The 23,827-nt window shown below is 39.4% G+C and carries 18 protein-coding genes; 9 read left to right on the forward strand and 9 right to left on the reverse strand.

Going from position 1 to position 23,827, the window contains the following annotated elements; translation table 11 throughout:
• Positions 1-153: 153 nt before the first annotated feature.
• A complete protein-coding gene (locus DPX34_RS13715; protein WP_111979022.1) occupies positions 154-1,662 on the forward strand; it encodes an MFS transporter in 1,509 nt (502 codons plus the stop codon).
• 326 nt (positions 1,663-1,988) lie between these two features.
• On the opposite strand, the gene dbpA is transcribed toward DPX34_RS13715, so the two are convergent.
• From dbpA to rpmH, 6 genes are all read right to left on the reverse strand, one after another.
• Positions 1,989-3,374: an ATP-dependent RNA helicase DbpA gene (gene dbpA, locus DPX34_RS13720; RefSeq protein WP_111979023.1), complete on the reverse strand. Its 1,386-nt coding sequence runs from the start codon at positions 3,372-3,374 to the stop codon at positions 1,989-1,991.
• 48 nt (positions 3,375-3,422) lie between these two features.
• Positions 3,423-4,796, reverse strand: a complete 1,374-nt coding sequence (gene mnmE / locus DPX34_RS13725) for a tRNA uridine-5-carboxymethylaminomethyl(34) synthesis GTPase MnmE (RefSeq protein WP_111979065.1) — start codon at positions 4,794-4,796, stop codon at positions 3,423-3,425.
• A 114-nt stretch (positions 4,797-4,910) separates the two neighbouring features.
• On the reverse strand, positions 4,911-6,542 hold the full coding sequence (gene yidC, locus DPX34_RS13730; RefSeq protein WP_111979024.1) for a membrane protein insertase YidC: 1,632 nt from the start codon (positions 6,540-6,542) through the stop codon (positions 4,911-4,913).
• Between the two features lie 6 nt (positions 6,543-6,548).
• Complete coding sequence (gene yidD, locus DPX34_RS13735; RefSeq protein WP_111979025.1) at positions 6,549-6,809, reverse strand: membrane protein insertion efficiency factor YidD; 261 nt, start codon at positions 6,807-6,809, stop codon at positions 6,549-6,551.
• Positions 6,773-7,075 (reverse strand): ribonuclease P protein component, encoded by a 303-nt coding sequence (gene rnpA, locus DPX34_RS13740; protein WP_232824744.1) that lies wholly within the window; start codon positions 7,073-7,075, stop codon positions 6,773-6,775. The genes yidD and rnpA overlap by 37 nt, the downstream gene beginning before the upstream one ends.
• A gap of 64 nt (positions 7,076-7,139) precedes the next feature.
• Positions 7,140-7,274 carry a 50S ribosomal protein L34 gene (rpmH, locus tag DPX34_RS13745; RefSeq protein WP_111979066.1) on the reverse strand — a complete coding sequence of 45 codons (135 nt, stop codon included), beginning with the start codon at positions 7,272-7,274 and terminating at the stop codon, positions 7,140-7,142.
• 622 nt (positions 7,275-7,896) lie between these two features.
• On the opposite strand from rpmH, the gene dnaA reads away from it, so the two are divergent.
• From dnaA to DPX34_RS13775, 6 genes are all read left to right on the forward strand, one after another.
• Entirely contained in the window at positions 7,897-9,327 is a 1,431-nt protein-coding gene (gene dnaA, locus DPX34_RS13750; RefSeq protein WP_111979027.1) for a chromosomal replication initiator protein DnaA, read from the forward strand.
• Between the two features lie 20 nt (positions 9,328-9,347).
• The gene (gene dnaN / locus DPX34_RS13755; protein WP_111979028.1) at positions 9,348-10,451 is read left to right on the forward strand and encodes a DNA polymerase III subunit beta; all 1,104 of its coding nucleotides are present in this window, start codon (positions 9,348-9,350) and stop codon (positions 10,449-10,451) included.
• Between the two features lie 55 nt (positions 10,452-10,506).
• Entirely contained in the window at positions 10,507-11,607 is a 1,101-nt protein-coding gene (recF, locus tag DPX34_RS13760; protein ID WP_111979029.1) for a DNA replication/repair protein RecF, read from the forward strand.
• Between the two features lie 9 nt (positions 11,608-11,616).
• A complete protein-coding gene (gyrB, locus tag DPX34_RS13765) occupies positions 11,617-14,037 on the forward strand; it encodes a DNA topoisomerase (ATP-hydrolyzing) subunit B (protein ID WP_111979030.1) in 2,421 nt (806 codons plus the stop codon).
• A 169-nt stretch (positions 14,038-14,206) separates the two neighbouring features.
• A complete protein-coding gene (locus tag DPX34_RS13770; RefSeq protein WP_111979031.1) occupies positions 14,207-15,343 on the forward strand; it encodes an FIST signal transduction protein in 1,137 nt (378 codons plus the stop codon).
• Positions 15,336-17,285, forward strand: a complete 1,950-nt coding sequence (locus DPX34_RS13775; RefSeq protein WP_111979032.1) for a sensor domain-containing protein — start codon at positions 15,336-15,338, stop codon at positions 17,283-17,285. Before DPX34_RS13770 ends, DPX34_RS13775 begins: the two co-directional genes overlap by 8 nt.
• Positions 17,286-17,369: 84 nt before the next feature.
• Here the strand turns inward: DPX34_RS13775 and recQ are convergent, their stop codons facing one another.
• Positions 17,370-19,175 (reverse strand): DNA helicase RecQ, encoded by a 1,806-nt coding sequence (gene recQ, locus DPX34_RS13780; RefSeq protein ID WP_198673710.1) that lies wholly within the window; start codon positions 19,173-19,175, stop codon positions 17,370-17,372.
• Positions 19,176-19,399: 224 nt separating this feature from the next.
• Between recQ and DPX34_RS13785 the strand changes: the two genes are divergently transcribed.
• Positions 19,400-20,767: a magnesium transporter gene (locus DPX34_RS13785; protein ID WP_111979033.1), complete on the forward strand. Its 1,368-nt coding sequence runs from the start codon at positions 19,400-19,402 to the stop codon at positions 20,765-20,767.
• Positions 20,768-20,896: 129 nt separating this feature from the next.
• A complete protein-coding gene (locus DPX34_RS13790; RefSeq protein WP_111979034.1) occupies positions 20,897-21,937 on the forward strand; it encodes a DUF21 domain-containing protein in 1,041 nt (346 codons plus the stop codon).
• Positions 21,938-22,020: 83 nt separating this feature from the next.
• Here the strand turns inward: DPX34_RS13790 and DPX34_RS13795 are convergent, their stop codons facing one another.
• Together DPX34_RS13795 and DPX34_RS13800 are read right to left on the reverse strand one after the other, a co-directional pair.
• Complete coding sequence (locus tag DPX34_RS13795) at positions 22,021-22,497, reverse strand: protein-tyrosine phosphatase family protein (RefSeq protein WP_111979035.1); 477 nt, start codon at positions 22,495-22,497, stop codon at positions 22,021-22,023.
• A 64-nt stretch (positions 22,498-22,561) separates the two neighbouring features.
• The gene (locus tag DPX34_RS13800) at positions 22,562-23,821 is read right to left on the reverse strand and encodes a diguanylate cyclase (protein WP_111979036.1); all 1,260 of its coding nucleotides are present in this window, start codon (positions 23,819-23,821) and stop codon (positions 22,562-22,564) included.
• Positions 23,822-23,827: the final 6 nt, after the last annotated feature.

The following is a 23,827-nucleotide window of genomic DNA, read 5'->3' on the forward strand; positions in this document are numbered from 1 at the left end:
ATTTTGTTTAGCATACGTATGTATTCAAATCATTGTCGCGAAAATAGACAAAACATGCTGTAATTAATTTTTAATCATTGTTACTTTTTATTAACACTCATTATTGTGACTTCGCATTGTTTATGCTGCGCCGGTCCGTTATTAAGGATTCGTTTGATGAAACAACAACCTAAATTATCTTTTTGGCAAATTTGGAATGTCAGTTTTGGTTTTCTAGGCGTGCAATTTGGCTTCGCTTTACAAAATGCTAATGTCAGTCGTATTTTGTCTGATTTAGGTGCCGATTTACACTCTCTTTCTTTATTTTGGTTAGTCGCACCGATTATGGGGTTGCTAATTCAACCTATTGTTGGTGCGGCTTCTGATCATACCTGGAATGGTGTGGGTCGACGTAACCCGTATATTTTAGGGGGGGCAGTCGCGGCTGCTTTTGCGATGTGCATGATGCCGAATGCCCCTTTGTTTGTGCAGTTAATGTCGCCGATGTTATTTGGGGCTGTGATGTTAGCCTTGATGGATGCTTCGTTTAATGTGGCATTCCAGCCGTTTAGATCATTAGTTTCAGATATGGTGCCGTCTTCACAGCGTAATAAAGGGTATGCCGTACAAGCGTTTTTAATTAATGTTGGTGCGATTATTGGCTCTATTTTACCGTTTGTTTTAACCAATGTTGTTGGGCTCGAAAATGCTTCTAAAGCGGGTGAGGTCGCCCCGTCTGTTACGGTGGCGTTTTATGTTGGAGCTTCAATTATGTTGGGCACGGTTTTATGGACGGTATTTAGAACGCGTGAATATCCACCTAAAAAATATTACGCTTATAAAGGCCTTGATCGTAAAGAAGTTGAAGCGCAACTCGCCGCCGAGCGCAAAGCAACTTTTGGCGAGAAAATGCGTCGTTTTGTGCAATTAATGATCACCATGCCTAAAACAATGAAGCAACTCGCATTAGTGCAATTTTTCTCATGGTTTGCGTTATTTATTATGTGGGTTTATACCATGCCGGCAATAACCCAAAATGCCTGGGGAATCGAAGCTAAATGGTTTGATTCAGCTTATTTGTCATCGTTAAGTGAAGTGCCTGCTTATATTGCCGAAGCTAAAGGTGCCGCGGGTGATTGGGTGGGGATTTTGTTTGCCGCATATTCATTATTTGCCGCTATCTTTGCTATTTTTATTACCCGAATTGCCAATAAAGTCGGGCGCAAATTAACTTATTCTTTGGCATTATTAGCCGGTGGATTAGGTTACTTAAGTTTTGTTTTGTTTGATGATCCGACAATTGTAACGGCTAATTTATTGATCACTGAAGTTGAAATTCCAAGTGGTGCGTTAAACCTAATATTCCCAATGATCGGTGTTGGGGTCGCTTGGGCGGCAATTTTAGCCATGCCTTACGCTATTTTAGCGGGCTCGTTACCGGCCGAAAAAACAGGGGTTTATATGGGGATCTTCAACTTTACGATCGCCGCTCCGCAAATTATCTCAGGTTTATTTGCCGGTTGGATTGTGAGTGCTGTATTTGATAACAATGCAATTTATATTTTAATGTTGGCGGGGGTTGCCATGATTTTAGGTGCCGCTTCGGTCTTTATTGTTGACGATGCACCAGATGAAGATGAATCGGTAAGTGATGACGCGACGTTAACCGGTAGTACAAATTAAGTTTGTCACCGACTGCGTTTTAGAATCAAAATTAAAAAGCCGCTGAAAAGCGGCTTTTTGTTATGTGTTCAAACGCTAAATATAGTCTTCTAGTTCAGGTTTTATGGTTCATTGTCAGCGCTTACTCGCCCCAATCACATAGTAGAGCATATGCTCATAGCGTCTCGAAGCTTGCCTGCATGGATGCAGGTAAGGGGCGAGAGCAGGACGCGGTAGCTTTGACTGCTTTGCTGACATGGATGTAAGTACTTATGTTTCGTCTGTAACTAGAAACCTGCCCCTAAACCCCGATCGCTTTGACTATAAGTTAGCGGCATGTGTAGCGATTAACTTACCGTACGCACTCTAAAATTACGGCCTTTCATTTTTCCTTCACTTAATATCTTTAATGCGCGCTTAGCGACTTTGGTATTGACCGCGACATACGACCACGTAGCCGCAACATTAATTTTACCCACTTGCTTACCATCGATCCCATTTTTAGCAGTTAACGCGCCTAGTATGTCACCTGGGCGTAGTTTTTGCTTTTTACCACCGTCGATAAGCAATGTGGTATTTAATGGCTGTGGTGGTGTATCTTGCAACAAACTACTTGATGGTAATGGCTGGCAATCGTCGATAGGGTCAACAAGTGAATCTAATTGAGCTGCACGATATGATTCTTTTTCATTATAGAGTGTGCAGGCAATACCTTTGCTACCTGCACGCCCTGTTCGACCGATACGGTGTGTATGCACTTCAGGGTCGTGGGCTAAATTAAAGTTAATTACTGCATCTAAATCTGAAATATCTAAGCCACGGGCGGCTACATCGGTGGCCACTAATACCGTGGCACTTTTATTGGCAAATTGAACGAGCATTTTGTCACGATCACGTTGCTCTAAATCACCGTTTAACGCGAGTGCAGCAAACCCATGATCACATAATGAATCGGCTACCGCTTGTGTATCTTTTTTCATGTTACAAAAAACGATAGTTGATTGTGGTTTATGGGCTTGCAGTAATAATCGTACGGCCGTTAAACGATGAGATTCGCCATCAACTTTATAAAAAATTTCTTGGATTGTGCTTTCGCTATGTTGAGAGGCTACTTTTATCATCTCGGGCGATTTCATTACCCGTTTAGCAATCGCTTGAATGGTGTCAGGGTAGGTCGCACTAAAGAGCAAGGTCTGTCGGTGTTTTGGTGTACGGTCGATGATCGCATCTAATGTTTCTTGAAAGCCCATGTCGAGCATGCGATCAGCTTCATCAAGCACAAGAGTATCCACATCCGCCAGTGATAATGTTTTACGGTTGAGATGATCATCAATACGACCAGGCGTGCCGACAATAATATGAGCACCATGTTCGAGTGAGCCAACTTGTGGCCCAAATGGCATACCACCACATAAGGTTAATACCTTTATATTATGAATACCGCGGGCGATGGTTCGGATTTCAGTTGCCACTTGATCAGCGAGTTCACGTGTTGGACACAATACAAGTGTTTGAATGCGAAAACGTTTCACATTGAGTTTTTGCAATAAGCCTAAAGCAAAGGCGGCTGTTTTGCCTGAACCGGTTTGTCCTTGTGCAATGACATCTTTCCCGGCCAAAATTGGCGGTAGACTTTTTTCTTGGATCGGCGTCATTGCCGTATATTTTAATGATTCAAGTGTGGTTAATAGTTCAGGTTTTAAATTTAATGAATTAAACGCTGCGTTACTCACGAGGTTATCCTATTGATTAAAAGGCGTTATGATTAACGCCTTAAATTATTATTTGCCAATACAAAAACTACTAAAGATCCGGCCCAATAAATCGTCACTGGTGAATTCACCGGTGATCTCATTCAAATGCTGCTGTGCTGCGCGTAGATCTTCAGCGAGTAACTCACCCGCTGCAGCGCCAAGCAATTGGTCTTTACCATTATGTAATTGGGTTAAAGCGCGATTGATGGCATCTATATGGCGGCGACGAGCCATAAACTGACCTTCGGTTGAACTTTGATAGCCCATACAACCTTTTAAATGGTTTTTTAAATCGTCTAAACCATCATGTGTTTTAGCGGATATGCGCACCACCGAATAAGGTTCTTCTTCAGTAAACCCTGCTTTTTCAATAATTGACGAGTCGAGTTCATCGATTTTATTTCGAATAAGGGTGACACCCATATCGGTTGGCAGCTTTTCAAAAAACTCGGGCCAGAAATCTTGTGGTTCATGCTCGGTATCGGTTGCATCAACAACCAGTAAAACACGGTCGGCTTGGGTTATTTCTTTCCACGCTCGTTGTATACCGATTTGCTCAACTTCATCTGGGCTTTCTCTTAAGCCTGCTGTATCAATAATATGTAAAGGCATACCATCGATATGAATTTGTTCACTTAATACATCGCGTGTTGTGCCAGCGATATTCGTTACGATCGCTGAATCTTTACCAGAAAGCGCGTTGAGTAAACTTGATTTACCCGCATTGGGTCGACCTGCGATGACCACGCGCATACCTTCTTTTAAGATAGCACCTTGTTGGGCTTTCTTTTGCACCTCTTTGGTTTGCGCGATTACGGTATTTAAACTGTTGAGCACTTTACCGTCTGATAAAAAGTCGACTTCTTCTTCTGGGAAATCAATTGCGGCTTCAACATATATGCGTAAATTAATAATTTTTTCGTTAAGTGAATGCACATGTTTAGAAAACTCGCCTTGTAGTGTTTGCAAAGCACTCCGGGCTGCATGTTCTGATGATGATTCGATTAAATCCGCTATGGCCTCTGCTTGTGCTAAATCGAGTTTGTCATTTAAAAATGCGCGTTCAGAGAATTCACCTGGGTTGGCCATTCTAATATTTGGCATACTTAAAATAGTACGTAATAAAATATCAAGAATAACGGGGCCGCCATGCCCTTGCAGTTCAAGAATATCTTCACCGGTAAATGAATTGGGTCCTTTAAAGAATAGGGCAATACCTTGATCGATAACTTGATCATTTTCATCATAAAATTTTAAATATTCGGCCATGCGGACTTTGGGTAACTTGTGCAATATCGTGTGGGCGACTTGCTCTGCTAATTTACCTGAAACCCTAATAATTCCCACTCCCCCTCTACCGGGTGCGGTGGCTATAGCCGCTATCGTATCTTGATTATCGATCATGTTTAACACTCTTTACTTTAAATTTATTTAACGCGAAATTTATCGTTCGGGATAAACAAAAACGGCCGCATGTTGCAAGCGGCCGTTGGTTTAATGCTTTTTCAAATACCGTTATTTTTTATTTAAACCTTGCTTCTCTATAGAGCGGTTTATTAATAACATTTGAAGAATAGAAATTACGTTACTGACTAACCAGTATAATACTAAGCCAGATGGGAACCACAAAAAGAATACCGTAAACATGAGCGGCATGAATTGGAATATCTTTTGTTGTACCGGGTCTGTCATGGGTGTTGGTTGTAAACGTTGCATTAAGAACATACTCGCGCCCATTAAAATAGGAAGCACGTAGTATGGGTCTTGCTGCGATAAATCGTGGATCCAAAGGGCAAATTCAGCATGGCGTAATTCAACACTTTCTACAAATACCCAATAAAGCGACAAGAAAATAGGCATTTGGATCAACATAGGTAAACAACCACCCATCGGGTTAACTTTTTCTTTCTTGTAAAGCTCCATCATGGCGACTGACATTTTTTGTCTGTCTTCACCAAAACGTGTTTTAAGTTCTGCCATTTTAGGTTGTAGTTGACGTAATTTTGCCATTGACGTGTATTGCTTTTTCGTTAACCAATACATAGCCCCTTTTACTGCGATGGTGATTAAGATAATCGCTACACCCCAGTTACTGACTAAACCATAGAAGAATTTTAATAACGTAAATAGCGGCTGAGATAAGAACCACAAAATACCGTAATCAATAGTGAGATCTAAGTGCTTAGCTAATTGACCTTGTACTTCTTGATCTTTTGGCCCGACATATAAATTTGTATTAACCTTACTTATGGTGCCAGGCGCGACATCAACTTGCGGGCCTTTAAAACCAATGATTGCATTACCATTTACGGTTTTAGAATAAATTTGGTTTTTGTCTTCTTGTGTGGGTACCCAAGCACTGACAAAGTAATGCTCGATCATCGAAACCCAACCACCTTTAGTTGATACGTTTATGTCACGCTCATAAAAGTCGTCAAAATCAACTTTTTCATAATTATCATCATTAGCTGAATAAGCCCCACCACGGTAAGTCGGCATCATCATGCTGCCACCTTGCATTGCTGTGCTTTGTTTTAACTGTGCATATAATTGCACGGCTTGCACACTGTCAGTTTGGTTATTAACAACATATTCCACATTGATAGTGTAGCTGTTCGCATTGAACGTGAATATTTTAGTGACTTGCATACCTTTAGCGTTGGTATAAGTAAACGGCACGGTTAAGGTATCACCCGTTAACTGATAGGCTTCTTGGTTAGCTTGATAAACGGCTCGGCCAGCACGAGTGTCGATACCTAATAAACCGCTTTGTGCTTGGTATATTTCAGCTGTTTGTTCTTTTAACAGCGGGAAAGGAATATCGCCGTCTTTTTCTGTTGGATACTTTAATAACTTAAGGTTAGTGATATCACCACCCACTAAACTTATTGTAAGCTCGTATACATCGGTGGTAACCGTTACAAAAGCTGATTTATTTGCTTGTTCCGCTACCGATTGTTGAAGTAAAGCAGCCGGTACATCTGAGTTACCGTTTACTGGTTGGCTGTTACTTAAATTTGCAGATGATGTTTGTTCTGCTTGTTCAGTTTCAACGGGTTTCGGTGCGTAATCTACTTGCCACTGCTGCCACAGCATGAAGCTGACAAGGAGCAAGCCAATAATCAGGAAATTTTTTTGTGATTCCATGTTGGTTTAATTCTCTTTCGATTGCTTTTGATGTTTTTCGGGGACGGGATCGATGCCCCCCGAGCTAAATGGATGGCATTTTAATATGCGTTTGCCTGCTAACCAAGAACCTTTTAGCCCACCATGTAGATTAATTGCATCTATAGCATATTTAGAACAAGTGGGATAAAAGCGACAATTCTGTCCGAGCAGTGGGCTTAACGCTATTTGGTAAGCGCGAATAATGGCGATCAAGACTTTTTGTAAAATTTTTGAATTTTTTGCCATGTGTTATTTAATTCGCGAATAAGCTGTTCATTATCGATATCAGCTATACCTTGGCGTGCGATAAATACCATATCGATTGCCGGTAACTCTGATGCATTCAAACGAAATTGTTCGCGGGTTACGCGTTTAATTCGATTTCGGTCGACGGCTAGTTTGGCTTTTTTCTTCGAGATTGTAAATCCAAGACGTGGATGTTCTTGGTTATTTTTACAAATTAAAAGGGTATATAGACGACAGGCGAATTTACGTGGGGATGAGTTGAACACTTGTTGAAAGTGTTCGGGAGTTAATAGTCTTAACTCCCGACCATAGGCATAAGATTTCAAGCTATTAAGCGCTTAAAACTTTACGTCCTTTAGCACGGCGACGAGCTAAAACTTGACGACCGCTTTTAGTAGCCATACGAGCACGGAAACCGTGAGTACGCTTACGCTTTAAATTACTTGGTTGAAAAGTACGTTTCATAGGATAACTTCCAAATTTGCAAATTTGTGGCCTAAAATTACCAATAAATGCAGGCCAAGTCATTTATTGGGGCGCGAATTATAAGTAAAGGCCGAACAGAGATCAAGCAACTAATGCGATCCGCGCCTGAATATATCAAGTAATTGTGATGTTTTGGCTTTTTAAAACGCTATTTAACACCTTTAGATCGGTTATAAAAGCATCACGACAATATTTGAGGTATTTATCGTCTTAAAAGGGGCTTTATCTTTTACTTGGGGATAAATACGTTAATTGACGGTAAAGTTAGGCTGTAAAACGGTTTTTGTTCTTTTTTACTGGTTATATTTACATGGTTATTTAGGTTTTAGCCTTCATGTTCTCTACATTAAATGAATAACTTTATATAATCGCATAAAAATTATTCTAGTTATCCACATTTAAAAGTTGTCAAGAAAATCTAGAGATCTTTAAGGTGTAAAAAACGTGGTATTATAACCAAATGTGATTAAGGGTTAATGCTATATAAAACAATCGCTTAGATTAGTTTTTTTCGGCTTTTTTAAAATGATGTAAAGTGCTTCTTGCACTTGTGGATATAATTTGGTTATATCACCCCCCAGCTTTATTAATGGAGTGACTTTTGACCGACTCGCTGTGGCAATCTTGCCAGAACCAGATGCAGCAAGACTTGCCTGCTCAAGAATTCAATACTTGGATCCGACCACTACAGAGTCAGGAAAATCCAAGCGTTATCACTTTATTTGCCCCTAATCGTTTTGTCCGTGATTGGGTATTAGATAAATACTCTGATTCGATCAACAGCATTATTAGTCAATTGGTTCAAGGCACTCCTCCAAACTTACGTGTTGAAGTCGGCAGTAAGCCGGATGCTAATACGCGCCCTGTTGCGGCACCTAAACTCGAAATGGGCAGTAAAATACCTGCCTCTCAGCCTTTGCAACCGCAAACGGGTTATAGCCATGCTCCTGCAGTGCATGTACCTAAAACGACCTCATTAACCCCCGCACAATCTGATTTAGGCTTACAGCTGAAATCGAATATTCGTGAAAACTACACATTTGATAACTTTGTTGAAGGTAAATCAAATCAACTTGCACGTGCGGCAGCTTGCCAAGTTGCTGATAATCCGGGGATTTCATATAACCCGTTATTTTTATACGGTGGTGTTGGTTTAGGTAAAACACATTTATTACATGCTGTCGGTAACGAAATTATTGCGCGTAATCCAGATGCAAAAGTGATCTATATGCATTCAGAGCGTTTTGTGCAAGATATGGTTAAAGCGTTACAAAATAATGCGATTGAGTCGTTTAAAAAGCATTATCGTTCAGTTAATGCGTTATTGATCGATGATATTCAATTCTTTGCTAAAAAAGAGCGTTCGCAAGAAGAGTTCTTTCATACCTTTAATGCACTACTTGAGGGTAATCAACAAATCATAATGACAAGTGATCGTTACCCTAAAGAAATTGATGGTGTAGAAGATCGTTTGAAATCACGTTTTGGTTGGGGTTTAACAATTGCGATTGAACCACCTGAACTTGAAACACGCGTTGCGATATTAATGAAAAAAGCGCAAGAGGCAAAAGTTTCATTACCTCACGAAGTCGCCTTCTTTATTGCTAAGCGTTTACGTTCGCATGTTCGTGAACTTGAAGGTGCATTAAATCGAGTTGTTGCTCACGCTAATTTTACAGGCAAAGCGATTACGATCGAATTTGTTAAAGAAGCGTTAAGAGACTTACTCGCATTACAAGAAAAACTCGTTACAATAGACAACATTCAAAGAACGGTAGCTGAATACTACAAAATTAAAATCGCTGATATTTTATCTAAGCGTCGTAGCCGCAGTGTTGCACGCCCACGACAAGTCGCGATGGCACTGGCTAAAGAATTAACCAGTCACAGTTTACCCGAAATAGGTGATGCCTTTGGTGGTCGAGACCACACAACGGTATTACATGCTTGTCGTAAAATAAATGAGCTACGAGAAGAAAATTTAGATATTAAAGAAGATTATTCAAATTTAGTTCGCACATTATCGTCTTAACAAACGGATATTATTAAAAAATGAAATTTGCTATCAGCCGAGAAGACATCCTAAAACCATTACAACTCGCAACCGGTACGGTTGAACGCCGTCATACATTACCTATTTTATCTAATGTATTATTAGAAATTACCGATGGCGTATTATCGATAACGGGCACTGATTTAGAAGTTGAATTAGTTGCATCGGTTGAACTTGTTCAAGCATCTGAAGATGGAAAAATAACAGTTCCGGCTAAAAAGTTATTTGATATTTGCAAAGGCTTAAATGAACAATCGTTAATTGAGTTTGTTTTAGATAATAACAAGTTGCAAATTAAATGTGGTCGAAGTAAGTATTCACTATCAACGCTTGACGCAAAAGACTTCCCTAATTTAGAAGATTGGCAAAGTGAAATTAACTTTGGTGTTGCGCAAAACGTCCTCAAAAACTTAATTGAAAAAACCTCATTTTCAATGGCAGTGCAAGATGTGCGTTATTATTTGAATGGAATGTCGTTAGAAACTCAAGATAATATTATTCGCTGTGTGACAACTGATGGGCATCGTTTAGCGTTAACCCAGCATGAATTACCTAATGAGCGTTTACAAGAAAGCCAAGTCATTATCCCACGTAAAGGTGTCACCGAAATTTTACGTTTAATTGATGATGTCGAAGATGTTATTTATATTTCAGTGGGTTCAAATCACATACGTTTAAATAATGAAAACTTTACTTTTACCAGCAAATTAGTTGATGGTCGTTTTCCTGATTATCGTCGTGTATTGCCTAAGGGCGGAGATAAGACCGTTACAGGCGAAAAAGATTATTTAAAACAAGCTTTCTCACGCGCGGCTATATTATCTAATGAAAAGTTCAGAGGGGTGCGTTTAAATCTTGCCCAGCATGAGCTAACTATTACGGCTAACAATCCTGAGCAAGAAGTTGCTGAAGAAATTGTTGATGTAAACTACGAAGGTGATTCATTAGAAATCGGTTTTAATGTTGCTTATATTGTCGATATTTTAAATGCGATTGAGTCTAATGAAGTTAAAATCACATTGGGTGATTCTAACAGTAGCGCATTAATCGAAGACAACAAAGACGATGCTTCGTTGTATGTTGTTATGCCAATGCGTTTATAAGAGGTAGCTGAACAAAGGTGAATAAATTGAGAATATTCACCTTTGTTTTATATAAATGATAATAGAAAAACTAGTTGTTAGTGACGTACGCAACATTGATAAAATCCAATTAATAGCGCATCCGCGATGCAATATTATTGTCGGTAATAATGGCAGCGGAAAAACATCTATTCTTGAATCTATTCATCTACTGGGTTTTGGCCGCTCATTTAGAACACATAAAAACCAAGATTTAGTACAAAAACAAAAAGAATCTTTGATGGTGTTAGCGGTTGGCGCTACATCAAATGATATACAGAAAAAATTTGGTATTAGAAAAACACTTGCTGGCATTAGTGATATTCGAATTGATGGTAAAACAATTCGACGTCAAAGTGAGTTATCTAGTTTTTTTCCAATAGTAAATTGTTCACCTTTAAGTAATGTATTGCTCGAAGATGGCCCCGCGGTTAGACGTCGTTTTGTTGATTGGCTTGTGTTCCACGTGGAACATGAAACCATTGCACAAACATATAAAGAGTATGAACGTGCAATTGATCAACGTAATCGGTCGTTAAAACTGGGTAACAAGCAACTGGCTAATTCGTGGACTCCACAATTAGTCAGCTTAAACAAAACTATTTCAGCGAAACGCGAACATGTTATTAATGAATTAAATGAACGTTGCAAAGCGGCATTTAAAATATTAGGTCAAGAGCAGTTATTAGAACTTGCTGAACTTGAGATAAAATATAAACGTGGTTGGCGCTTAGACGGCGAAATAGAAGAGTTGCTTACATCGAGTTTAGATTTAGACTTAAAGCGTGGAACAACGCACTATGGCATCCATCGTGACGACATGATTGTCTCTTACGGTGAGTCTATTGCTAAAACCGTTTTATCACGGGGCGAGCTAAAAATATTATTAATGTGTTTATTGATTGCGGCAAGTCAATACATTGAAGCCCATTCTGATAAACAATGCATATGGTTAATTGACGATATAGTGGCAGAGTTAGATAAGCCAACGCTTGATAAGTTACTATCGTATTTATTGGCAATGCAACGTCAACTTTTTGTAACGTGCATTGAAAAAGATTTACCCGTATTAAAAGAAAAAATAAAGCATGAAAGCGTGATGTTTCACGTGGAACATGGAACTACAGTTAATGAATAAGGTTTAAAAATGTCTGAACAATCTTATGATTCGTCATCCATTAAAGTTTTAAAAGGCTTGGATGCAGTACGAAAAAGACCTGGTATGTACATCGGTGATACTGATGATGGAACAGGCTTACACCACATGGTGTTTGAAGTCGTTGATAACAGTATAGATGAAGCCCTTGCGGGGCACTGCACCGATATCGTTGTTACTATTCATGCTGATGGTTCAGTAAGTGTTTCGGATGATGGGCGTGGTATACCAACGTCGATACATGAAGAAGAAGGTGTATCCGCTGCCGAAGTTATCATGACGGTACTCCATGCCGGTGGTAAATTTGATGACAACTCATACAAGGTATCGGGTGGTTTACACGGTGTCGGTATTTCTGTGGTTAATGCGTTGTCATATAAACTTGAAATGACAATTCGTCGTGAAGGCAAGGTTCACTCACAAACTTATACTCATGGTGTGCCTGATGCTCCGTTATCGCCAATTGGTGATACAGAAAAAACCGGTACAACCATTCAATTTTGGCCATCAACTGAAACGTTTACCGATGTAAAATATCACTATGATATTTTAGCTAAACGTTTGCGTGAATTGAGTTTCTTAAACTCAGGCGTATCAATTATCTTAAAAGATGAACGCGATGACCGCAGCGATCATTTTAAATACGAGGGTGGTATAAAGGCCTTCGTTGAATATTTGAATCAAAATAAAACGCCTGTGCATCAAAATGCATTTAGTTTTATTAGTCACCGTGAAGAAGATGGCATTACTGTTGAAGTTTCAATGCAGTGGAATGATGGTTTCCAAGAAAATATTTTTTGTTTTACAAATAATATTCCACAACGTGATGGTGGAACACATTTAGCCGGTTTTAGAGGTGCATTAACGCGTACGTTAAATACGTTTATTGAGAAAGAAGGTTTAAACAAGAAGCAAAAAATTGCCATGACAGGTGATGATTCTCGTGAAGGCCTAACAGCGGTTGTTTCGGTAAAAGTACCTGATCCTAAATTCTCTTCACAAACAAAAGATAAACTGGTCTCAAGTGAAGTGAAATCGGCTGTTGAACAAGCGATGGCAGAAAAACTACATGAGTTTTTACTTGAAAACCCCGCTGATGTGAAGCAAGTCGTTGCTAAAATTATGGACGCTGCACGCGCACGTGAAGCCGCTCGTAAAGCGCGTGAGATGACACGTCGAAAAGGTGTGTTAGATATTGCCGGTTTACCAGGTAAATTAGCTGATTGCCAAGAGAAAGATCCCGCGCTTTCTGAACTTTACATAGTGGAAGGGGACTCGGCCGGTGGCTCTGCCAAACAAGGTCGAAATCGTAAAAACCAAGCAATATTACCGTTGAAAGGTAAGATTCTTAATGTTGAAAAAGCACGTTTTGATAAAATGTTGTCTTCAGTTGAAGTTGGAACCCTTATCACGGCATTAGGTTGTGGTATTGGTAAAGACGAATATAACATTGAAAAATTGCGTTATCATTCAATAATCATCATGACAGATGCTGATGTTGATGGTTCTCATATTCGTACATTATTATTAACTTTCTTCTATCGCCAAATGTTTGAGATTGTTGAAAGAGGCCATATTTATATCGCCCAGCCTCCTTTATATAAAGTTAAAAAAGGTAAGCAAGAGCGTTATATTAAAGATGAAGATTCATTAACCAGCTACTTAACTAACCTTGCACTAGATAATGCATCGTTCCATGTTAATGAAGATGCACCGGCTATTAACGGTTCTGCGCTTGAAAATATCGTGACTGAGTATCAGTTAGCAGAGCGAATTAAAGAACGCTTAGGTCGTCATTGGAATAAGAGCTTAATTGAAATTATGCAATTTTCTGACTTAATCACGACTGAAACACTCAATGATAAAGCGCTGGTTGAAGCTTGGCTTGAAACCACACTCGCCAGTTTAGCGAAAGAAGAAGGTAGTGAATCTATTTATGCTGGACAAGTGCGGTTTGATGAAGAGCGCCAGCAGTATCTACCTGAATTTAATATTCGTACGCATGGTGTTGATCACGTTTATGTAATGGATCAGAAGTTTATTAATTCTGCTGATTACAAAAATGTAGCCAAAGCTGGAGCGACAATTAGTTCGTTGATAGAAGAGGGTGCACATATTCGTCGTGGTGAAAAAGTTAAGCCAATTACGAGTTTTGCTGAAGGCTACGAATGGCTAATGAATGAAAGTCGTAAAGGCTTATATATTCAACGCTATAAAGGGCTAGGCGAGATGAACCCAGATCAACTTTGGGAAACAACGATGGATCCTGAAACTCGTCGTATGCTTAAAGTGACGATTGAAGATGCGATTGGTGCCGACCAATTATTTAGTACACTAATGGGCGATCAAGTCGAACCGCGTCGTGCATTTATTGAAACTAATGCGTTAGAAGTAACAAACTTAGACGTATAAAAATAACTCAAAATAGACTTCGAAAGCCCGTTTATATTACCTTTAAATATATAAACGGGCTTTTTTATATCTATGCTAAAAATACCGCAATCATAGCTCGTTTAAAATTGTTTAATCACTAATTAGTGCTAAATTTAAAGTTAGACTATATTAAACAGCATCTTAAACAATGAAAAACACCCAATACATTTATCAAGCAGATCAATGGGATAAACCACTTCAGCTCGATATAGAAGTGCGCTTGGTTTTATTATTTGGTTGTAAAACATTTAGCCAAAATAACCATTGTATTGAACAAGTTCGAGCTGCTTTCCCCAATGCTGAAATTATAGGTTGTACCAGTTCTGGCGATATTGCCGGTAATTGTCTTTATGATGAATCTCTCATTGTTACTGCCATTGAATTCTCTACGACCAAAATAAGGATCGCATGGCGCTCAGTTATTGGCGATGATATAACAAATGTTTGCAATGAATTAGCGGCAGAGCTACCTAAAGATGAACTTAAATATGCGTTAGTGTTATCCGATGGTCATTCAATTAACGGCAGTGAATTAGTCAGTGCATTAGTCGCGGCATTACCTGAACAGACTATTTTAACCGGCGGGTTAGCGGGTGATGGCATGCGATTCAAAGAGACCACTGTTTGGTATAATGATAAATCCGAACAAGGCAGAGTACTTGTTTGTGGCTTATACGGAGAAGATCTCGTTATCGGCCATGGCACAAAAGGAGGGTGGGATCCATTTGGCCCTGTAAGAACCGTGACAAAGTCAAAAGCGAATTGCTTATATCAGTTAGATGGCAAGCCTGCTTTAACGTTGTATAAAGATTATCTTGGCGTATATGCTGAACAATTGCCTGCCTCTGCGATGCGCTTTCCACTACTTTTAACAGATGAAAAAAATAACTCAACTGAAGTTATTCGTACCATACTCGAAATAAATGAGGCTGAAGAAAGCATGATGTTCGCTGGCGATATACCAGAAGGTGCAAAAGCTCAGCTTATGCGCGCTAACTTTGATCGACTGATCGATGGAGCCGAGATGGCAGCGATGCAAGCTTCTGCAGAAATTAATGCTAGCCAGCATAGTTTAGTTTTATTAATTAGCTGCTTGGGACGACGTGTTGTATTAAATCAACGAACAGAAGAAGAACTCGAAGCGGTGGTAGAAGAACTAGGCACGGAGCATTGTTATTGTGGCTTCTATTCATACGGGGAAATTGCCCCATTAACCTATGGTGAAAAAAGTACACTGCATAATCAAACAATGACAATCACAATAATAGCAGAACGAAATGCATAGCTTACTCGCAAGGATTTTACGCAAGCAAGGTCATGGTATCAAAGTGACACCCGAAATGGCTGGATTTTTAGATCATATATCAGAAGCATTTGATCAAGCTGACGATGATAGAAAAATGCTTGAACATAGTTTGCAACTCACATCAAATGAGTTGAATGATATTAATGGCAAGCTAAATAATCAATTAGAACAAGTAAAAGGTTTTCAGCACGAAACTGAAAACATGCTAATTAAACAAAAAGCATTGTTAGATGCAAGTCCAGAGGCCATGTTTAGTTTTAACCTTGCGGGTGAAATAGTGCAAATTAACCAGTCGGGTTGTGACTTTTTTAATAAAGAAGAAATCGAAATCGTAGCCATGACAGGGGAAGATGTACTGGTTATGATCTTGAAAAAAGTGCTCGAACCTGATGAATTCTTGGCTAAAATAAACCCGATGTTTAATAGCAAACATGCTCGTTTACATGGTTTTATTAATACGCTAGATGAAAAAACCTATGAATATTATTCTGTACCTGAGCTTGCTGGCGATCGCTATATTGGCCGTGTTTGGTGTTGCCGCGATATTACTAATATAAAACGTCAAGAAGCCTTACTTAAATATAGAGCCTACCACGATACATTAACCGACCTACCCAATAGAACCTTTTTGATTGAAACGTTAGAAAAAAACATCATTTTAAGTGAGCGTAATAAAGCGCGCATGGCTGTTATTTTTATTGATTTAGATGACTTTAAAAAAATTAATGACACGGTTGGCCATGCTGCTGGTGATAATTTTCTTAAAACGATAACCATTAAGTTGAATCGAATTTTACGTAAAGGTGATGTGTTAGCTCGAATTGGTGGTGATGAATTTGTACTGGTACTAGAAAGCCGAAATGAAGGCGAGCTATATGAAGAATTTGATACCGCCGTTAAAAGGCTATTAGCGGTATTTCAATCGCCTTTTATTGTGAAAGGTAAGCGTTTTGTGGTGACTTGCAGTGCGGGTATGGCTCGTTTTCCTGAAGATGCAAAACAAGCTAACGAGCTAATCGGCAAAGCCGATATGGCCATGTATCAAGCAAAACGCCAAGGTAAAAATAAAGTGGTTATGTTTGATTCATCTTTAGAAGAAAATATTCAGCACCGAATATATAACGAAGAAAAGCTACATCACGCGATAAAAAATAAAGAATTTGTTCTACATTACCAGCCGCAAATTGATATTAAAACCGGAAATTTAATTGGTGTTGAGGCATTAATACGTTGGGAGATTAGCCATGGTGAGCTGATTTATCCTGATCAATTTATTGGCTTGGCTGAAGAAATGGGCTTGATTAGCCGTATCACTGAATTGGTATTAGAAACGGTTTGTGAAAGACGCGAGGCATGGCGCACGATACCGACTTTAGCTAATGTCCCTATCTCTATCAATTTATCAGCGCTTGATTTTAATAATGATCAATTTATCCAAAATGTATTTGAAATAATGGGAACCTATAATTTTGATAGTAGCTTGCTTGAATTTGAATTGACAGAAACCGCTGTATTTGATGATTTAGAAAAAGTGAGAAATGTATTATCGAAGTTAAAACAACATTTTGTCAAAATTGCGATCGATGATTTTGGTACCGGCTACTCCTCTTTTTCATACCTACAAGATTTAGATATTGATTACTTAAAGATTGATAAAAGCTTTGTGCAAGATTTACAGCAAAACAAACGCAGTGTGGCGATTGTAAAGAGTATTATTGATATAGGGGTTAACTTAGGCTTAACGGTTATTGCTGAAGGTGTCGAAACAGAAGAAGATGCAGCGTTCTTAAAAGCGCATGGCTGTCATATTGGGCAGGGCTATTTATATAGCAAGCCTGTACCAGAACAACAGCTTATTGCATATGCGGCTGATTTGCTTAGCCTACTTGAGTGCGATATTGATAATCAAGCCAAGCGTTAAGTTGAAAGTCATGTTGCAAGTCATATAAAGAAAACCCCTCTGCCGTAAGCATAAAACGCTACTCATTCGTTTACTTTTCGTTTATTAGTCGAATCGGTCAAGGTAATCAGAGATATCATTAATAAAGCGCTGACCATATTTAGCTAGCTTACTATTACCAACCCCAGACACTTTTAACATATCGTCTAATGTCGTTGGTAATTTGCAAGACATATCCGCCAGTGTTGCGTCATTGAAAACAATATAAGGTGGAATATCTTGCTCATCGGCAATAAACTTACGCAGCTTTTTCAAACGAGCAAACAAGCGTTTATCGTAATTAAGTTTACTGAGGTTAGTTTTCTTATTAGCGCTAATCGGTTGTGGAGCTGATCTTGGTTGCGCAAGTTCTAATATCGCTTCTCCACGTAAAACAGGCCGAGCCGCTTCAGTGAGTTTTAAATGATTACTCTCTGTAATGTCTTGAATAAGTAAACCATGATGTACTAGCTGCTTGAGTACGCTATGCCAATATTCAACTGGGTGCTCTTTGCCAATCGCATAAACACTTAACTCATCGTGTTTGAAATCTCTAACTCGTTGGGTTTTTGCTCCGCGTAGCACATCGACAATATAGTTAAAACCGGCCGCTTGTCCTGTTCGATAAATGGTTGATAATGCTTTTTGTGCATCAACCGTTGCATCCATCTTTTGTGGTGGATCTAAACAGATATCACAATTACCACAGGCGCTTTGTGTTGGTTCACCAAAATAGTTTAATAATACTTGGCGGCGACACGTTTCACTTTCGGCGAGTGCCGTCATGGCATCAAATTTTTGTGTTTCTATAACTTTACGTTCTTCACTATCACTTTGTTCGATAAACCAGCGTATGGTGTCACCATCTGAAAACTCGTATAACATGAGTGCTTCGGCATCTAAACCATCACGCCCCGCACGACCTGTTTCTTGATAGTAATTTTCAATTGAACGTGGAATATTAAAGTGGATAACATAACGAACGTCTGGTTTGTTAATACCCATGCCAAAAGCCACGGTGGCGACAATGATATTAATGTCATCTCGTAACCAGCTATTTTGATTATGCGAGCGTTCTTCAAGTGTTAAACCGGCATGATAAACCGCTGCTTTTAAATCTTGGCGCTGTAAAAAGTCGCAGACTTCTTCACACTTTTTACGCGTGCTGCAATAAATAATACCGGCTTCATTATCATGCTCTTTTACGTAGCGTTGTATCTGTTGTAATGGCTTAAATTTTTCTAATTGCAGGTAGCGAATGTTCGGTCGATCAAAACTGCCAATATATTCAAACGCCGTTTCGAGTTTTAGTTGCGAGGTAATATCATGACGTGTCGCTTTATCTGCCGTTGCGGTTAATGCTAAAACAGGCACATTGGGCAGGTTTATTTTTAACTGACCTAATGCGGTGTAATCGGGCCTGAAATCATGCCCCCATTGCGAGATACAATGAGCTTCGTCTATGGCAAATAAACCTGGCGGATTGAACTGTAAAAAATTAATGAAGTTTGGCGTAAGTAATTTTTCAGGCGCAACATAAAGTAATTTGATGATGCCCGTACTAACCTGGTTTAAAACCGTTTGCTGTTGTTGATAGTTTAAACTGGAATTAATAAAAGCAGCCGAAACACCCAGCGAGGTTAGCTGATCAACTTGATCTTGCATTAACGCAATTAAAGGCGAAATAACGATCGTATAACCCGAGAGGCACAAACTGGGTATTTGATAACAAAGTGATTTACCACTACCCGTTGGCATAATGCAAAGTACATCGTTACCTTGCAAAACTTGCTCAATAACGTCGGCTTGTCCACTACGAAATGCCGGGTAACCAAATACATTTTCTAATATTTTTTGTGCTGATTCACTCAAAGACTGACCTCCTAAATTACCCGCGTATTCTATACGCAAACCTGACAAAATGCAGACAATCTCGTACTTATTTATCGCCAACAAAATAAATTAATATGGTCAGCAGAAAAACTAACGTATGTCTGATGAGCTTTCAATGCAGACGTTTTATATCTTATTGATATTTCGCATTTGATTGTGGTTTAGGTATACAATTAAGCATCTATTTTTACTTAGCCGATTTTATGTTAGATATTACATCCGACTCTTTATCTTCCGACACTTTATCTATTGTGCTTAATGATGTGCTTGCTGCGACGAGTGATATTGAAGTCACTCAAATCGTAGAAGAGGCGAGTCAGGTATTAGCATTAGAGCAGTTTTCATTATTGATTGAAGCCATCCCCATGCAACAACGATTGGTTGTGTGGAATGCTTATTCAGAAGAGAACCAGCAGAGCTCATTTGTCTTGATGGGGGATGACACTCGAACTTGGTTGATGGATAAGTTAACTGATTCAGCCTGTTTTGAATTACTGGCTCAGCTCGATGTTGAGCATATACTCGAATTGGCAGAAGATTTACCCGATCGTTTTTTATCTTATGCGATCAAACAGCTTGATGAATCACAGCGAGCATTGTTTCAACAAGCGCAGCAATTTGATAATGAGCAAATTGGTCATTGGTTAGATTATGATTACGTACGGATTTCTGAAAAGTTAAAAGTATCAAGCGCCAAGCGAATAGTGGCTAAAGGCTTATCACCTTATACAGATACTTTTTATACGGTTAACAAAGAAGGCCTGCTGACGGGGTGTGTGAGTGTAAATGACTTATTGGCGGCTGATGAAAGTGCATTGCTTGCTGATTTAATCGATGGCGAATTAGTGACTTTGCAGGGTAATGAGGCGTTATATGAATCAGCCGAAAAAGTGATCATGTCAGATAAAATGGCGTTACCGGTTATTGACGAAAATGGGCATTTTATTGGCCGTATTCATATCGCTTCTGCGTATGAAATTAGACAAGAGCAAATTCAAGGGCAAATAAATAATGCGGCGGGTTTACGTGAAGACGAAGACTTATTTTCGAGTGTAAAGCAAAGTGCGCAAAACCGAGGTGTGTGGTTAGGTATTAACTTAGCGACTGCTTTTTTAGCTTCTTGGTTTATTGGCTTGTTTGAAGCAACATTGCAACAAGTTGTCGCCTTGGCTGTTTTAATGCCGGTTGTCGCATCGATGGGGGGCATTTCGGGTAGTCAAACATTAACGGTTATTGTGCGCGGCTTAGCCCTTGGCCAAATAACCGAAGCAAACCGGAATGCCTTACTGCAAAAAGAATTAAAAGTAGGGGCCGTCAATGGGGTTATATGGTCTTTGGTTATTGGCGTTATTACATACTACTGGTTTGATAATTCAGCATTAAGTTTTGTTATTGGTTTTGCTATTTTATTAAATCTCATTGCGGCTTCTGTTTCTGGCGTTATTATTCCGTCGGTTTTAGATAAATTAAAAATCGACCCTGCGCTCTCAGGGTCGGTGGTTTTAACCACGGTGACAGATATCGTTGGTTTTGTCGTCTTCTTAGGTTTGGGTCGTTTACTGTTGCTATAACGTTTTACGTTATTAACGGCGATGGGTATAGCATTAAAAATGGCTGTTGAATAAAATGATACAGCATTGGTCATCGCATCTTTTTCTGTGAATAGAATATGTGAATACTTTAAAGGTTAAGGAATAAAAATGTCGATTGAGGTCATTACATGGATAGGTATTGCGGTTTGTATTTCGCAGTCTGCCATTTTCTCTGGGTTAAATTTAGCGTTTTTCTCGTTAACACGATTACAGTTAGAGGTGGAATCGAGTAAAGGTAATGCGGCCGCAAAAAAAGTATTAGCATTGCGTGACGATTCAAACTTTCTATTATCTACCATATTATGGGGTAATGTTGGGATCAACGTGTTATTGACCTTGTTAACCGATTCGGTTTTAACCGGCGTTAGCTCCTTTTTATTCTCTGCATTTGCGATCACGATTATTGGTGAAATTACACCGCAGGCTTATTTCTCGCGTAATGCATTAAAAATGGCGGGTATGCTGTCTCCTGTTATTCGCTTCTATCAAGTCGTGTTGTTTTTCTTTGCTAAGCCAACGGCATTAATTTTAGATGGCTGGTTAGGTAAAGAAGGTATTACTTATTATGCTGAAAGTGAATTACGTAATATTATTCGTAAACATATAGAAGCTGAAGAAGCGGATATTAATCATGTGGAAGGGATTGGCGCGCTTAACTTTTTTGCCTTAGATGAAGTCAAAGTCACTAATGAAGGGGAGGTACTTGATCCAGATTCAATCATTGTTTTGCCTACCAAAATGGATCTCCCTTTAATCCCCGATATTACTAACAGCTCTGATGATCCATTTTTGAAAAAATTGCATTTGTCAGGACATAGCTGGGTTGTGGTAACCGATGAACATGATCATCCTTTGTTAGTTATCGATGCCGACGGCTTTTTACGGGCCGCACTATTTGAATTTGATACGTTTGACCCTTATGAGCACTGTCATCGTCCAGTCGTGGTGACCGATGAAGGAACCTCAATCAATGAGGCTATTTTAAAATTAAAAGCGACAGAAGAGGCTGACAAGCATTTTGATGGCGTGATCGAGCATGATGTATTACTGGTTTGGTGCGAAGGTGAAGAGAAGCGCATTATCACCGGTGCTGATATTTTTGGCCGTTTATTAAAGGGTATGTTGCCGCCTGTTTTATCACAAGGTTAATATTGAATAAGGTTGTAGGTTTGAAAATAAAAAAGGCCGCTTGCGAAGGTCAGATTTGCTGGCCTGGTTACATGCAGATTTAATTAAATAGAACACAACCATTCCTCTTGCTCTTCGGTATCCGGTACCTGAACCCCTCTAGCAGAGGAAATTAGCTCTAAAGCTTCTTTGGCAGGCATACCCGAATGAACTAGAATTGCTCCGGCAATAATGCCGGTTCGGCCAATCCCTGCTCGGCAATGAACTACAATATGCGTACCGCTACATATCTCTTTATAAAGCTGTTGAACAAATAATTTGGCTTTCGAAGTATCTGGCAACCCTCTGTCTGGTATTGGGAATGAGGAAAATTCAATTCCATTGTGAATACATAATTCTTCTTCTGTCGCCAAACCGACTTCGATTTGTTCTGGTTTCTCTAGTAAACAGACTACCTTATCAATACCCAATCGTTTTAGACCCGCGAATTCATCTTCAATCCATTCTCCGGATACAGGCTTTGCCATTACAGATAGTATGCCTTTCTTGATGTTTATTACTTTGTAAATAGTAGGGAGCATAATATCTTAGAGCACAACAGGGCTGTTTAATTCGTTTTTTTGTTGGCGGATGCAAACCATAAAATTAGGGTACCTCAATCATTAAGTTGCGGCCTTCATCTTTTGCTTGAAAAAGTCCTTTATCCGCCTGTGTTATGGCTTGTTCTATCGTTTGGTTTGATTTTAGTTGCGCAACGCCTATGCTCGTGGTTACTTCTAATGTATCGCCGCTTTGCAATTCCATCGGAAAGCTTTCGAGGTGATGCCGGAAAAACTCCAAACGGCCTGCTGCTTCGGCTTGTGTTACATTGGCAAAGAATACACAAAACTCCTCACCGCCAAAACGCGCCGTTATTATATTGTCTTCTCTAAAATGCGACATCAAGCGGTTAGCCATATGAATCAATACTTCGTCTCCTACATCATGCCCATAAGTATCATTAACCGATTTAAACTTATCTAAATCCATTAAAGCGACAATACAAGGATGCTGATTAACGCGCGTATCGGTAATTAATTGTGGCACAACTTCAAAAAAGTGACGGCGGTTTGTTAGGTTTGTTAAAAAGTCATGATTAGCCGCATGGCGAGCGGTGGCTACGTTTTCAATAAATTCTAAGTTTCTAAAAATACGGGTAAAAAACTCTTCATGCGTAAAAGGTTTTGTTAAGTAATCGTTGGCGCCGGTTTTTAAAAAACGAGCAGACAGTGATTGCTTACGTGTACCTGATATACCAATGATAGCAATTTGGTCGCTGCTAAACTGCTGCCGAATCGCCGACACTAATTCAATGCCATTCATAACCGGCATCTCATTGTCGGTCACAACGACTTTAATATCGGGTTTTTGACTGAGCACTTTAAGTGCCTCTTGGCCATTTTCAGCTTCTAAAACGGTAAAGTTATGACGCACTAATAGTGATTGCATAAAAATGCGTGACGAGCGCGCATCGTCAACGATAAGTAATTTTGTTTGATGGTTGTTTTTAAGACGATGTAGTAGGCGACTTACGTAATCAAAAGATTGGATCGTTTCTTTTGGTATGTAATCGATTATGGGTTTACTTAAAATATTTTCGCGAGTGCCTTCATTTAAATTACCCGTTAAAACAAAGGCAGGAATTTGTTGGCTAATGACAAAGTCGATAGCTTCGCCGTTTGGTGCATCGGGCAAACTATAGTCAACGCAAGCACAAAAAAAATCCGTGTGCTCGCAGAGTACCGTTTCTAATTCTCTTAAGCTTTTTGCGGTGATCGGTATAAAACCGACACGTTTAGCAATAGTGGATACCACTTTTAAGATAGAGGTACTATCGTCTATCACTAATACTTTTTGGTCGGCCATGGTTTA

This window comes from Algibacillus agarilyticus, assembly GCF_003286125.1.
GTDB lineage: Bacteria > Pseudomonadota > Gammaproteobacteria > Enterobacterales > Alteromonadaceae > Algibacillus > Algibacillus agarilyticus.